Here is a 12,605-nt window from a genome sequence, read left to right as displayed (position 1 = left end):
CTATCCTTAATGTTTTACCGGGCGATGGGCGTCAAGCGCAGCAGATGAATCCGACGACTGTCGGCGTTCAGGATGCGGAAGCGATAGGGGCCGATTTCGGTGATTTCGTTGCGTTTTGGCAAGTGCCCGAATGCACTCATCACCAGGCCTCCGACGGTATCGAACTCGTCGTCGGAGAACTCACTGTCGAAAAATTCGTTGAAGTTCTCGATCGGCGTCAGGGCCTTGATCAGGAAATCTCCGCTGGGCAGTGGCTTGATGTAGCTGTCTTCTTCGACGTCGTGTTCGTCTTCGATGTCGCCGACAATCTGTTCGAGCACGTCTTCAATGGTCACCAGGCCCGCCACGCCGCCGTATTCGTCAATGACGATGGCCATGTGGTTGTGGTTGGCGCGGAATTCGCGCAGCAGTACGTTCAGGCGCTTGGACTCGGGCACGAACGTGGCCGGGCGCAACAGGTCCTTGATGTTGAAGCTGTCGCCATTCTCCCGAAGGATCAACGGCAGCAAGTCCTTGGCCAGCAACACGCCCATCACGTCATCGTGGCTTTCGCCGATCACCGGGTAGCGGGAGTGGGCCGAGTCGACCACGGCAGGCAGGAACTCGCGGGGTGTCTGGGTCGCCTTGATGCTGACCATCTGCGAGCGCGGGACCATGATGTCCCGAACTTGCAGGTCAGCGACCTGGATGGCGCCTTCGACGATGGCCAGCGCTTCGCTGTCCAACAGTTTGTTTTGGTGTGCGTCGCGCAGCAGCTCCAGTAGCTCCTGGCGGTTTTTCGGCTCGTGGGCAAAAGCCTGGGTGAGCTTACCCAGCCAAGACTTCTGCCCGTTGCTCGATCGATCTTCGCTCATAGCGATTACTCTGAATCCTTTGTTGTAACGGTTGGGGATGTATCGGTTTCGTCGTCTGCATACGGATCGGGATAGCCCAATTCTGCAAGCAACGTTCGTTCCAGTGCTTCCATTTCCTCGGCTTCGTCGTCATCTATATGGTCGTAACCCAGTAGATGCAAGCAGCCGTGAATCACCAGATGGGCCCAGTGGGCCTGGAGTTCCTTGCCCTGTTCGGCGGCTTCGCGCTCGACCACAGCCACGCAGATCACAAGATCGCCCAGCAATGGGATGTCAAGAAACTCGTCGGGTACGTCGGCAGGGAATGACAAGACGTTAGTGGCGTAATCCTTTTGCCGCCAGGTGTGATTCAGTTCGCGGCCTTCGGCTTCGTCGACCAGGCGAATGGTCATCTCGGAATCGGCGCTGCGCTGGCGCAAGGCCAGCTCGCACCATTGGCGGAACTCGGCCTCGCTGGGGGCGGGCGCCTGGGTAGCCACTTGCAGATCAAGCTCAAGCATCGCGGCGGCTGTCCTTTGGCGCTTCATCGGTCGCGCGGTTCTCGAAGCGCTCGTAGGCTTCGACTATGCGCTGCACCAACGGATGGCGCACAACGTCCTTGGGCATGAAATGGGTAAAGCTGATACCCGGCACGTCTTTCAGTACTTCGATCACGTGGTGCAGCCCGGATTTGGTGCCTTTAGGCAGGTCGACCTGGGTGATGTCACCGGTGATGACGGCGGTAGAGCCAAAGCCGATCCGGGTCAGGAACATTTTCATTTGCTCGACCGTAGTGTTCTGGCTTTCGTCGAGGATGATGAAGCTGTTGTTCAGCGTGCGCCCACGCATGTAAGCCAACGGCGCGACTTCGATGATCTGGCGTTCGATCAGCTTGGCAACATATTCGAAGCCGAGCATCTCGTAGAGTGCGTCGTAAAGCGGGCGCAAATACGGGTCGATCTTCTGGGACAAATCGCCGGGCAGGAATCCGAGTTTCTCGCCCGCTTCGACCGCTGGACGCACCAACAGAATGCGGCGGATCTGCTCGCGTTCCAGTGCATCGACCGCGCAGGCAACCGCCAGATAAGTCTTGCCGGTACCGGCCGGGCCGATGCCGAAGTTGATGTCGTTGCCGAGGATTTCCTTCACATAGCGCAACTGATTCAAGCCGCGAGGGCGAATCATGCCTTTCTTGGTGCGCAGGGCGACGGAGGCTTCAGCGGGGGAGTGATTGTCCAGTTCTTCGACGGCCGATTCCTGCAGGAACAGGTGAACCATGTCCGGCGACAGCTCGGTACCCTTGGTTTCCCGGTACAGGCGGCGCAACAGGTTTTCCGCGGAGGTGGTGTGTTTGGGTTCGCCGATCAGCTCGAACTGATTGCCGCGGTTGCGGATCTCGATGGTCAGGCGCTGTTCGATCAAGCGCAGGTGCTCGTCGAATTGCCCGCACAGATTGGCGAAGCGGCGAGCTTCAAAAGGCTCGAGGATGAAACGATGTGGTTCGATGGGTGCGTTCAAGGTCGTATTTAGCCGCCCTGGGGCAATGGTGATGAGTTCAAGGATAGCGCCAGTGGCGTGGGTGCGAAAGCTCTTAAAACAGTCTCGTGTGATTCCCTGTGGCGAGGGAGCTTGCTCCCGTTGGAGTGCGAAGCGCTCCCAAGTCTGCCAGCCTCAGTCTTACTGGATGATTGAGGCGCCTGGTTTGCGTTTGCTGCGCAACCGAGCGGGAGCAAGCTCCCTCGCCACAGAGACTTTCTGATGCATCACTGTTATTGAATCAGCGAGCCCCGCAGCGAGTGCGGCTGTGCGGCATCGATGTGCACGTCGGCAAACTGACCGATCAGGGTCGGATTGTCACACTTGAAGTTGACGATACGATTATTTTCGGTCCGACCTTGCAGCTCGCCGGGGTCTTTTTTCGAATAATCGGTGACCAGAATCCGCTGGATCGAACCGACCATTTGTCGGCTGATTTCGAAACCTTGTTGGTTCAGGCGATGTTGCAGGGCGTTCAGGCGCTCTTTTTTCAGCTCTTCCGGGGTGTCGTCGGGCAAATCGGCGGCCGGTGTGCCTGGGCGCGGGCTATAGACGAACGAATAGGAAAAGTCGAAACCGACGTCCTGGATCAGTTTCATGGTCTGTTCGAAGTCTTTCTCGGTCTCGCCGGGGAAACCGACGATGAAGTCCGAACTGATGCAGATGCCCGGTACGGCGGCCCGCAGCTTGCGCAGTTTGGATTTGTATTCCAGCGCGGTGTGATTGCGCTTCATCGCCGCGAGGATGCGGTCCGAGCCTGACTGCACCGGCAAATGCAGGTGTTTCACCAGTTCCGGCACCTCGGCGTGGGCCTGGATCAGGCTGTCGGAAAATTCCAGCGGATGCGAAGTGGTGTAGCGGATGCGGTCGATGCCATCGATGGCGGCGACCACGCGGATCAGCTCCGCCAGATCGGCCAGGCGACCGTCGTGGGTGGTGCCGCGATAACCGTTGACGTTCTGTCCCAGCAAGGTCACTTCGCGCACGCCGTTTTCGGCCAGGTGAATGATCTCGGCGATCACGTCGTCGAACGGCCGGCTCACTTCTTCGCCGCGGGTGTACGGCACCACGCAGAACGTGCAGTACTTGCTGCAGCCTTCCATCACCGACACATAAGCGCTGGGGCCGTCGATGCGCGGCTCGGGCAAGTGGTCGAACTTTTCGATTTCCGGGAATGAGACGTCGACTTGCGGCAGCTTGCTGATGCGCGCCGCGTCGATCATTTCCGGCAGGCGGTGCAGGGTCTGCGGGCCGAAGACGACGTCCACGTAGGGCGCGCGATCACGGATGGCGGCGCCTTCCTGGCTGGCCACGCAACCGCCGACGGCGATGACCATGTCCGGGTTGGCCAGTTTCAGTTCGCGCCAGCGGCCGAGCTGAGAGTAGACACGATCCTGAGCGCGTTCGCGGATCGAGCAGGTGTTGAGCAGGATCACGTCGGCGTCTTCTGCGCGAGCGGTGACTTCCAGGGCCTGGTGTTCGCCCAGCAGATCGACCATGCGCGAGCTGTCGTACTCGTTCATCTGGCAACCGTGGGTTTCGATGTAAAGCTTCTTGGCCATGGATAGAGTCATCACGTGATTCAAAGAACCGCGCATTATAGGGAACATGAACCCAGGTTCCTACCGCTATGCGTCCGGCGGCTATGCTATAGTTCGCCCCCCATTTTTTATCCCTCGATGTGTTACCCGCCCACCATGACCAAACGTGAAGCTCCAATCTACAAGGTGATTTTCCTCAACCAGGGCCAGGTGTTCGAAATGTACGCCAAGCAGATCTATCAAAGCGATCTGTGGGGCTTTCTGGAAGTGGAAGAGTTCGTCTTTGGCGAGCGCACGCAAGTGGTCGTCGATCCGAGCGAAGAGAAGCTCAAGGCTCAGTTTGAAGGCGTGGTGCGCAGTTTTGTGCCAATGCATTCGATCGTGCGCATCGACGAAGTCGAGCGCCTGGGCACGCCGAAAATCAGCGAAGCCCGAGGCACGGTCGGCAATGTCATGCCGTTTCCGATGCCGATGCCTGAGAAGTAAGCCTCTGGATTGAGTTGTCCCCATCGCGAGCTGGGCTCGCTCCCACAATGAATCGTCCGCGAACACAATATTTGTGAACGCCAGAAATCAATTGTGGGCGCGAGCTTGCTCGCGATGGGGTCAGAAAAATTGATACAGAATTCAAGGCAGCGGTGAGAAAGGCGTACGCCCATCAGCGCTCTGCAATTCCATCAGGTATTTGCGGAAAATTTGCCCTAGCACCTGGGTAGCCACTTCCAGTTCCTGGCGGGGCATCTTTTCGGAGACTTCGTCGGCGGTGTCCAGCGCATCTTCGTCGCCATTGACCGCAGCCATTTTCAGCAGGATATAGGCCTGAACGTTATTGGCCGGTACGCCTTCACCGTGGAAAAACATGGTGCCGAGTTTGAATTGCGCCTGGGCGTGGCCTTGCAGCGAGGCTTTTTCGAAATAGCTCAGGGCTTGATTGAGGTCGCGTGGCGCGTTTTTGCCTTCGTAGTAAAACTCACCCAACTCGTATTGCGCCTGGGCATCCCCTTCATCCGACGCTTTCTGGCAGGCGGCGAGTGCCTGTGCCAGGTCTTGCGGCTGGGTATTGAGGGTGCAGCGACCCATCGCTGGGATTAACAACGAGTTACCGCCTGCTTGTGCGAGCGCGAGCAGGGGCTGAAGGAGCAACAGGCAGCCCAGTGAAAGGGCGCGGCCGGTGCGGTTCATGGGAATCGACTTACCTCTGAAGGGCGCGCGGACCCATCGAGGGGATCCAATAAGCGCGCATTATGAAATAAGCAGGGCCAACCTTACAAAGTCTTTACTCGTTTTTCTGCTGCGCGGGAAATATATCGCCCACTTTGCTGAAGATTATCGGCAGACGAGTAGGAAAAAACGCGGGAATGTAGGTGAAAGCTGACGCTGGCAATGGCCAACGTCAGCTGGATCACATTACTTCAGTGCGGCGAAGGCGCGTTCAGCGGCATCCAGAGTCAGTTTCAGCTCGGTTTCGCCGTGGGCGATCGAGGTGAAGCCGGCTTCGAAGGCGCTCGGCGCCAGGTACACACCGCCCTCGAGCATCAGGTGGAAGAAGCGACCGAACAGCGCCGCATCGCTGGCCATCACGTCATCGAAGGTCACGATGTCGTCGGCGCCGCTGAAGTACAGGCCGAACATGCCGCCGGCCTGAGTGGTCACGAACGGGATGCCCGCCGCGTCGGCACGCACTTGCAGGCCATCGAGCAGGCGCGTGGTGTAGTCGGTCAGCTCCGCGTGGAAACCCGGACGGCTGATCAGGCGCAGGGTGGTCAGGCCTGCCGCCATCGCCAGCGGGTTACCCGACAGCGTACCGGCCTGGTAGACCGGGCCCAGGGGCGCGATACGCGACATGATTTCGCGTTTGCCGCCGAAGCAGCCCACCGGCATGCCGCCACCGATGATCTTGCCGAAGGTGGTCAGGTCCGGCGTTACACCGTAGTAAGCCTGGGCGCCGCCCAGGGCGACGCGGAATCCGGTCATCACTTCGTCGAAAATCAGCACGACGCCGTGCTTGTCGCACAGGGTCCGCAGGCCTTCGAGGAAGCCTGGTGCCGGTGGTACGCAGTTCATGTTGCCGGCCACCGGTTCAACGATGATGCAGGCCACGTCCTGGCCGACTTCGGCGAGCATCGCTTCAACTGCGTCTATATCGTTGAATGGCAGGGTCAGGGTGTGTTTGGCGAACGCCGCCGGTACACCGGCCGAGCTCGGTACGCCTTGGGTCAGGGCACCGGAACCGGCCTTGACCAGCAGGCTGTCGGAGTGACCGTGGTAGCAGCCTTCAAATTTGATGATGCTGTCGCGACCGGTGAAACCGCGAGCCAGACGAATGGCACTCATGGTCGCTTCGGTGCCGGAGCTGACCATGCGCACCATGTCCATCGACGGCACCAGCGAGCAGACCAGGTCGGCCATCTGGGTTTCCATTTCGGTCGGCGCGCCGTAGGACAGGCCGTGCTCCAGCTGTTTACGCACCGCGTCCAGCACGTCCGGGTGGCTGTGACCGAGAATCATCGGGCCCCAGGAGCCGACGTAATCCACATAACGCTTGTTGTCTTCGTCGGTGACGTAGGCGCCTTCAGCGTGTTTGAAGAACAACGGCGTGCCGCCAACGCTCTTGAACGCGCGCACCGGCGAGTTCACGCCACCGGGAATGTGTTTCTGGGCATTGGCAAACAGGGTTTCGGAACGAGACATGGGTGGACTCTCAAATCAGATTTTTAGTAATTCATTGAATGCGCGGGCGCGGCGGGTCACTTCAGCCGTGCTTTCGGCGCCAAACAGACCATGCACCACCGCCAGCAGATCGACGCCATGGGCCACCAGCGGGGCGGCGTTGTCCAGGGTGATGCCACCGATCGCACAGATCGGCAGGTGCAGTTGCTGGCGCGCCTGGTCCAGCAGATCGAGGCTGCAGGTCGGGGCGCCGGGCTTGGTGTTGGAATTGAAGAAACGCCCGAACGCGACATAACTGGCGCCTTCCTTGACGGCTTGCTCGGCCAGTTCGAGTTGCGCATGGCAGGTCGAACCGATGATGGCTTTGGAGCCGAGCAGGGCGCGGGTCGGCGACAGCGGGCCGTCGGTCTGGCCCAGGTGCACGCCCACGTTCAGGCGTGCGGCCAGTTCAGCGTCGTCATTGATGATCAACTGCGTCTTGTAGCGATCGCACAAATTGCGCAGGGTTTCGGCCTCGCGCAGGCGGCGGGCCTCATCGCTGCTCTTGTCGCGGTACTGCAAAAGGGCGACGCCGCCTTCCAGCGCCGCCTCCACGTACGAGAGAAATTTACCGGCCAGCAACTGGCTGTCGGTAATGGCGTACAGGCCACGTAGTTTCATCGGACAGGCCTCATGGCGTTACGAACAGAAGTCCAGTGGCAGGCGGCGTGGCACGAACTGCCCTTTGCCCAGCTGCTCCGCGTCACGCAGGGTGCGCCACGTATAGTTAAGTGCAGTCTGTACGGCGCTGGCGAGGTTTTCACCCTGGGCCAGACGGCCGGCGAGGGCGCTGGCCAGGGTGCAGCCGGAACCGTGATAACTGCCGGGCAGGCGCTGACAGGTAAAGGTGTCGCGATGACCGTCGCGGCTGTAGAGGCGATTGTGGATTTCGGTTTCGTCGCCATGGCCACCGGTGATCAGCAGGTGTTTGACGAACGGCAGGAGTTTTTCAGCGCACTCGTCCGCGGTGCCTTCTGGCAGTTCGGCGAGGATGCGGGCTTCGGGAAGGTTGGGGGTGGCGATGATCGACAGGGGAAGCAGGCGTTCGCGCATGGCGTAGCCGACTTCGTCCTTGCCCAGGCGTCCGCCGCCGCCGGCGCGCAGCACCGGGTCGCAGACCACCGGCAAATCCGGGTGCGCCGAAAGCAGTTCGACCACGGTGTCGACCATTTCCAGTGAACCGAGCATGCCCAGTTTGACGGCAGCGACCTCGGAATCGTTGAGCACGGCATTGGCCTGGGCCAACACCCACTCACGGTCGAGGACGCGGAAGTCAGTGACATTGACCGTGTCTTGCACGGTCAGGGCGGTGACGGCCGGAGCCGCATGGCAACCCTGAGCGAGCAGGGCTTCGATATCTGCCTGCAAGCCGGCGCCACCACTTGGGTCGTGGCCGGAGAGACAGAGGACAACGGGGCGAGAGCTATAGATATTCATGGTGCGCGAGCTTACCACCAAACATCTTTTTTCGGGTGCGGCGACATGCTTGTGGCGAGGGCGCTTGCTCCCGCTCGAATGCGAAGCAGTCGTAAAGTCCAATGGCCCGGCGCAACGGACAAACTGTTAGGGCCGCTTCGCTGCCCGGCGGGAGCAAGCGCCCTCGCCACAAGCACGTTGCCCGGCGATTTTTGCTGCCTGATCAGTCAAACAGCTCTATCTCAGTAATCTTCGCTGGAACACCCGTGCTAGAGCCTTTGTAGGAAAAATTTCAGTAGTGCTCAATGGCCATCAACGGCTATGCTAGAGTGGATCCAAATCAATAACAGGTAACACCGGTTTTACGTCTACTCAAAAGGAATGGGGGGCTTCCTGACAGGACCGGACAGGCCACGCTGGGGCACCAATGCGCTATTTGCTGATGTTGATCTTGTGTTTGCCCCTTTTGGCGAACGCCATCGAATTCGATGAGTCCACTCAAAGCCTTCCCCTGGGCCGATCCCTGCAGGTGTTTGAAGACGCAGGGGGGCAGGCAACCATTGCCGATGTGCGCGCCCAGGCAGCGGCCGGCAACTTCAAGCCTCACGATAAAGACACCCTCAATGCCGGATACTCGCGTTCGGTGTTCTGGCTGAAAATCGATCTGCGCTACCGCCCGACCGACCCGACGGTGCAACGAACCTGGCTGCTGGAACTGGCTTATCCACCCCTCGATCACCTTGACCTCTACTTGCCTGATGCAGCCGGTAACTATCAATTGGTTCGCCGGACGGGCGATGCCTTGCCGTTCGCCAGTCGCGAGATCCGTCAGAACAACTACCTGTTCAATCTGAATTTCACCGCCGACCAGACGCAAACCCTGTACCTGCGTCTGCAAAGCGAAGGCTCGATCCAGGCACCGGTGACATTGTGGTCGAGCACCGCATATCTCGAAGAGCAGCCGGTGCGCCTCTATGTGCTGGGGCTGATCTACGGCGTCCTGTTGGGCATGGTGGTCTACAACCTGTTCATCTACCTCAGTGTGCGCGACACCAGTTACCTCTACTACATCGTCTACATTGCCTCGTTCGGCCTCTACCAGCTCTCGGTGAACGGCGCCGCCGTGCAGTATTTCTGGCCGGACAATCCCTGGTGGGCCAACGCCGCGACGCCATTTTTCATCGGTTGCGCGGGACTGTTCGGCAGCCAGTTCGCTCGCAGTTTCTTGCAGACAGCCAACCACAGTCGTTGGCTCGATCGCTTGTTGCTGGCATTGGTGGCGTTCAGCGCGCTGGTGGTCGGGTTGTCCTTGATGACCAGCTACGCCCTGGCCCTGCGCCTGGCCACGGCGCTGGCACTGAGCTTCACCGTGGTGATTTTTTCTGCGGGGATTTTCGCCTGGCTGCGGGGCCTGCGGGTGGCGCGGTATTTCATCATTGCCTGGTCGGCTTTTTTGCTGGGCGGCATCATCAACACACTGATGGTGCTGGGTTACCTGCCGAACGTATTCCTGACCATGTACTCCAGCCAGATCGGTTCGGCCATTGAAGTGGCGCTGCTATCTCTGGCCCTGGCCGACCGCATCAACGCCATGCGCGAGCAGCAGGCGCAGACGTTGCTCGACGCCGGGCAAAAACTGGAAGTGCTCAACCAGCAACTGGCCCGCAGTAACAAGCTCAAGGACGAATTCCTCGCCACCCTGACCCATGAACTGCGCACGCCCATGAACGGGGTGATCGGTTCGCTGGAGCTGATGCAGACCGTCGAGATGGACCCCGAGCTGGAGCAATACCAGCAAACAGCCGCGGGATCGGCGCGGGAAATGATGCGCATGGTCAACGGCATTCTGACCCTGACCGAGTTGCAGGCCGGCAAACTCAAGGTCTACCCCGAGACCTTCAGTTTGCGCGGTGTGATCGAGGCATTGCGTGTGCAATTCGACGGCAATGCGTCGGGCAAGTCGCTGGACTTCAAGGTCGACGTGGCACCCGGCGTGCCGGATCGACTGCATGGCGATAGCACCAAGTTGGCGCAATGCCTTGAATGCCTGCTGGATAACGCGATCAAGTTCACCAAAGTGGGCGGGCTGGCGTTGCGGGTGACGGGGAAGGCTGTGGAGCCTGACCGGTTGGCGCTGTCTTTCGCAGTGATCGACACCGGCATCGGCTTTACCGATCTGGGGGAGGCGACCATGTATCAGCGCTTCTTCCAGCTTGACGGTTCGATGACCCGTGAATACGGCGGTTTGGGCGTGGGGCTGGCCATTTGCCGGCAGTTGGTGGAATTGCTCGGTGGACGCCTGACTCATCGCTCGGAGCCTGGACGTGGGAGTCGCTTCCAGCTCGATGTCGAGTTCGAAGTGCCGGCACTGGAGCGATCGACAGCGCCCTCCATGGCTCGGGATTTCCCGCGCCTGCGCCTGCCGCAGGATTGCTCGGTGCTGCTGGTGGACGAAAACAGTATCAATCAGCTGGTGATGCGCGGCATGTTGCTCAAGCTCGGTTTCCGGGTCCGCACCGCTGACAGCGGCCTCACTGCACTGGAGTTGTTGCAGCGTGAAACCTTCGACGCCGTTTTGCTCGATTGTCAGTTGCCAGCGCTGGACGATGTGTCGGTCTGCTGCCAGATCCGCGCCTTGCCGGGCTGCGCCGACGTGCCGATATTCATGATCGCACTGGGTGTTGACCGGGAGCGCTGCCCGACTGGCGCAATGATCGACTACCTGAGCAAGCCGGTGAAATTCGAAGATTTGCAGGTTGCGCTCTATCGTCGGGTGCTCTGCGCGAAACAGGGTGAAAGCGCCGGAAGTTAGGCGGATATGACACTTTGTTCGGCCGAGGTGCGGTGCTTAACTGGTCTCCTTGGCTAACCAAAGGAGCCCCGTCATGAACCTGCACCAGTTCGCCGAAACCCACGAAGTCACCAATCAGCCGCCGTCCCTCGATGGCGTCAACCTGTATCGCATCGACTTGCCGTTGCAGGAGTGGTCGCGGCGTTTCGGGGCCGGTTGGGCTGAGTCGCGGATCGATGCTTACGGTGCACTGGCCGGGGGGCCGCTGATGGAGGCGGGATTCCTGGCCAATGAGAACAAGCCGGTGTTCAGCAGTCACGACCGCTATGGGCATCGCATCGACCTGGTGGAATTTCATCCGGCCTACCACCAACTGATGCGCACGGCGATCGAACATGGCCTGACCTCGTTGCCCTGGGCGCACCCGCAGGACGGCGCCCATGTCGCCCGGGCTTCCATGACCTACTTGCACAGCCAGGCCGAAGCCGGCAGCGGCTGCCCGCTGACCATGACCTTCGCCAGCGTGCCGGCCCTGCGCCTGCAGCCGGATCTGGCCAGACAATGGCTGCCGAAAGTGCTCGCCACCGAATATGACCCGCGCAACGTCGGCATGGCCCACAAGGCCGGGGTCACCCTCGGCATGGCCATGACCGAGAAACAGGGTGGCACCGACGTTCGCGCGAACACCACCAAGGCTTATCCGGTCGGTGCCAGCGGTCCTGGCCAGGCTTATGAACTGGTGGGGCACAAGTGGTTCTGTTCGGCGCCGATGTGCGATGCCTTCCTGACCCTGGCGCAGACGGACAAAGGCCTGACCTGTTTCCTGCTGCCGCGCCATCGCCCGGATGACACGCGCAATCAGTTCTACATCCAGCGCCTGAAAAACAAACTCGGCAATTGCTCCAACGCTTCCAGCGAAGTGGAGTTTCGTGGCGCCCTGGCCTGGATGGTCGGCGAGGAGGGGCGGGGTGTACCGACCATCATCGAGATGGTGGCCATGACCCGCTTCGATTGCATGGTCGGCTCCAGTTCGCTGATGCGTCAGGCGCTGACCCAGGCCAGCCATCACTGTGCACACCGCTCGGTCGGCGGCAAATTACTGAGCGAACAGCCCTTGATGCAAAACGTGCTGGCGGACCTGGCACTGGAAAGCGAAGCGGCCCTGGCCTTGAGTTTGCGCATGGGCCGGGCGCTGGATCATCTGGGTGACGAACAGGAAGCAAAATTCGCGCGGTTGGTGACGGCGGTGGGCAAGTATTGGATCTGCAAGCGCGCGCCGGCCATGATCAACGAAGCCGCCGAGTGCATGGGCGGGGCCGGTTATGTCGAAGACAGCATCCTGCCGCGGCTGTACCGCGAGGCGCCGGTCAACTCGACGTGGGAAGGCTCCGGCAACGTGCAATGCCTCGACGTGCTGCGAGCGCTGTCGAAAGAGCCGGGCGCCCTCGATGCCTTGTTCACGGAGTTGGGTGATGGCCATGGCGACAAGCGCCTGGCTGCGCATATCAGTCAGTTGCAAAAGGCCTTCAAGGACACCGGCGACATTCAGTACCGTGCCCGGCAATTGACCGAAGACATCGCCCTGGGACTGCAAGCCAAACTGCTGCTGGAGGCGGGCAATGCGGCGGTGAGCGATGCCTTCATTGCCAGCCGCCTCGGCTCCGCAGGACGCGTATATGGCGCGTTGCCACGGGGGCTGGATGTTGAAGCCATCGTCGCCCGATCGACTCCGCAGGGTTTTTGATCACGAACAATAAAAACACTGCACAACCTGTGGGA

At 60.3% G+C, this 12,605-nt stretch carries 11 protein-coding genes; 3 read left to right on the top strand and 8 right to left on the bottom strand.

Annotated features, from left to right (window positions below; all coding sequences use genetic code 11):
- Nucleotides 1–14: 14 nt before the first annotated feature.
- The 4 genes from ACVWYU_RS10685 to miaB form a co-directional block, all read right to left on the bottom strand.
- On the bottom strand, nt 15–854 hold the full coding sequence (locus ACVWYU_RS10685) for an HlyC/CorC family transporter (protein ID WP_046028710.1): 840 nt from the start codon (nt 852–854) through the stop codon (nt 15–17).
- A gap of 5 nt (nt 855–859) precedes the next feature.
- On the bottom strand, nt 860–1,354 hold the full coding sequence (ybeY, locus tag ACVWYU_RS10680; protein WP_090325457.1) for an rRNA maturation RNase YbeY: 495 nt from the start codon (nt 1,352–1,354) through the stop codon (nt 860–862).
- The gene (locus ACVWYU_RS10675; protein WP_247254620.1) at nt 1,347–2,351 is read right to left on the bottom strand and encodes a PhoH family protein; all 1,005 of its coding nucleotides are present in this window, start codon (nt 2,349–2,351) and stop codon (nt 1,347–1,349) included. Before ACVWYU_RS10675 ends, ybeY begins: the two co-directional genes overlap by 8 nt.
- Before the next feature lie 251 nt (nt 2,352–2,602).
- Complete coding sequence (gene miaB, locus ACVWYU_RS10670; RefSeq protein WP_248915618.1) at nt 2,603–3,931, bottom strand: tRNA (N6-isopentenyl adenosine(37)-C2)-methylthiotransferase MiaB; 1,329 nt, start codon at nt 3,929–3,931, stop codon at nt 2,603–2,605.
- A gap of 135 nt (nt 3,932–4,066) precedes the next feature.
- Here miaB and ACVWYU_RS10665 point away from each other — a divergent pair, with 135 nt between their 5' ends.
- On the top strand, nt 4,067–4,396 hold the full coding sequence (locus ACVWYU_RS10665; protein WP_024780849.1) for a DUF1820 family protein: 330 nt from the start codon (nt 4,067–4,069) through the stop codon (nt 4,394–4,396).
- Nucleotides 4,397–4,537: 141 nt separating this feature from the next.
- Here the strand turns inward: ACVWYU_RS10665 and ACVWYU_RS10660 are convergent, their stop codons facing one another.
- The 4 genes from ACVWYU_RS10660 to ACVWYU_RS10645 all read right to left on the bottom strand — a co-directional run bounded on the left by ACVWYU_RS10660 (nt 4,538) and on the right by ACVWYU_RS10645 (nt 8,056).
- Nucleotides 4,538–5,092, bottom strand: coding sequence for a tetratricopeptide repeat protein (locus tag ACVWYU_RS10660; RefSeq protein ID WP_090325448.1), 555 nt, complete (start codon nt 5,090–5,092; stop codon nt 4,538–4,540).
- 225 nt (nt 5,093–5,317) lie between these two features.
- Nucleotides 5,318–6,601 (bottom strand): glutamate-1-semialdehyde 2,1-aminomutase, encoded by a 1,284-nt coding sequence (gene hemL, locus ACVWYU_RS10655; RefSeq protein WP_248915617.1) that lies wholly within the window; start codon nt 6,599–6,601, stop codon nt 5,318–5,320.
- 15 nt (nt 6,602–6,616) lie between these two features.
- Nucleotides 6,617–7,240 (bottom strand): thiamine phosphate synthase, encoded by a 624-nt coding sequence (gene thiE, locus ACVWYU_RS10650; RefSeq protein ID WP_090325444.1) that lies wholly within the window; start codon nt 7,238–7,240, stop codon nt 6,617–6,619.
- Between the two features lie 18 nt (nt 7,241–7,258).
- A complete protein-coding gene (locus tag ACVWYU_RS10645) occupies nt 7,259–8,056 on the bottom strand; it encodes a hydroxymethylpyrimidine/phosphomethylpyrimidine kinase (RefSeq protein ID WP_457372672.1) in 798 nt (265 codons plus the stop codon).
- Nucleotides 8,057–8,462: 406 nt separating this feature from the next.
- Here ACVWYU_RS10645 and ACVWYU_RS10640 point away from each other — a divergent pair, with 406 nt between their 5' ends.
- Together ACVWYU_RS10640 and ACVWYU_RS10635 are read left to right on the top strand one after the other, a co-directional pair.
- A complete protein-coding gene (locus tag ACVWYU_RS10640) occupies nt 8,463–10,847 on the top strand; it encodes a 7TM diverse intracellular signaling domain-containing protein (protein WP_457372671.1) in 2,385 nt (794 codons plus the stop codon).
- 73 nt (nt 10,848–10,920) lie between these two features.
- Nucleotides 10,921–12,570, top strand: a complete 1,650-nt coding sequence (locus tag ACVWYU_RS10635; RefSeq protein WP_457372670.1) for an acyl-CoA dehydrogenase family protein — start codon at nt 10,921–10,923, stop codon at nt 12,568–12,570.
- The last annotated feature ends 35 nt before the right edge of the window (nt 12,571–12,605 follow it).

Source organism: Pseudomonas sp. TE12234 (genome assembly GCF_054061835.1).
The sequence above is the reverse complement of the archived record's forward strand: the minus strand, read 5'-3'. Positions and strand labels throughout refer to the sequence as shown.

What these genes read in the sequence shown, in the direction of transcription:
- ACVWYU_RS10685 (WP_046028710.1), bottom strand. Translation starts at nt 854, where the DNA reads ATGAGCGAAGATCGATCGAGCAACGGGCAGAAGTCTTGGCTGGGTAAG.
- ybeY (WP_090325457.1), bottom strand. Translation starts at nt 1,354, where the DNA reads ATGCTTGAGCTTGATCTGCAAGTGGCTACCCAGGCGCCCGCCCCCAGC.
- miaB (WP_248915618.1), bottom strand. Translation starts at nt 3,931, where the DNA reads ATGGCCAAGAAGCTTTACATCGAAACCCACGGTTGCCAGATGAACGAG.
- ACVWYU_RS10665 (WP_024780849.1), top strand. Translation starts at nt 4,067, where the DNA reads ATGACCAAACGTGAAGCTCCAATCTACAAGGTGATTTTCCTCAACCAG.
- ACVWYU_RS10660 (WP_090325448.1), bottom strand. Translation starts at nt 5,092, where the DNA reads ATGAACCGCACCGGCCGCGCCCTTTCACTGGGCTGCCTGTTGCTCCTT.
- hemL (WP_248915617.1), bottom strand. Translation starts at nt 6,601, where the DNA reads ATGTCTCGTTCCGAAACCCTGTTTGCCAATGCCCAGAAACACATTCCC.
- thiE (WP_090325444.1), bottom strand. Translation starts at nt 7,240, where the DNA reads ATGAAACTACGTGGCCTGTACGCCATTACCGACAGCCAGTTGCTGGCC.
- ACVWYU_RS10645 (WP_457372672.1), bottom strand. Translation starts at nt 8,056, where the DNA reads ATGAATATCTATAGCTCTCGCCCCGTTGTCCTCTGTCTCTCCGGCCAC.
- ACVWYU_RS10640 (WP_457372671.1), top strand. Translation starts at nt 8,463, where the DNA reads ATGCGCTATTTGCTGATGTTGATCTTGTGTTTGCCCCTTTTGGCGAAC.
- ACVWYU_RS10635 (WP_457372670.1), top strand. Translation starts at nt 10,921, where the DNA reads ATGAACCTGCACCAGTTCGCCGAAACCCACGAAGTCACCAATCAGCCG.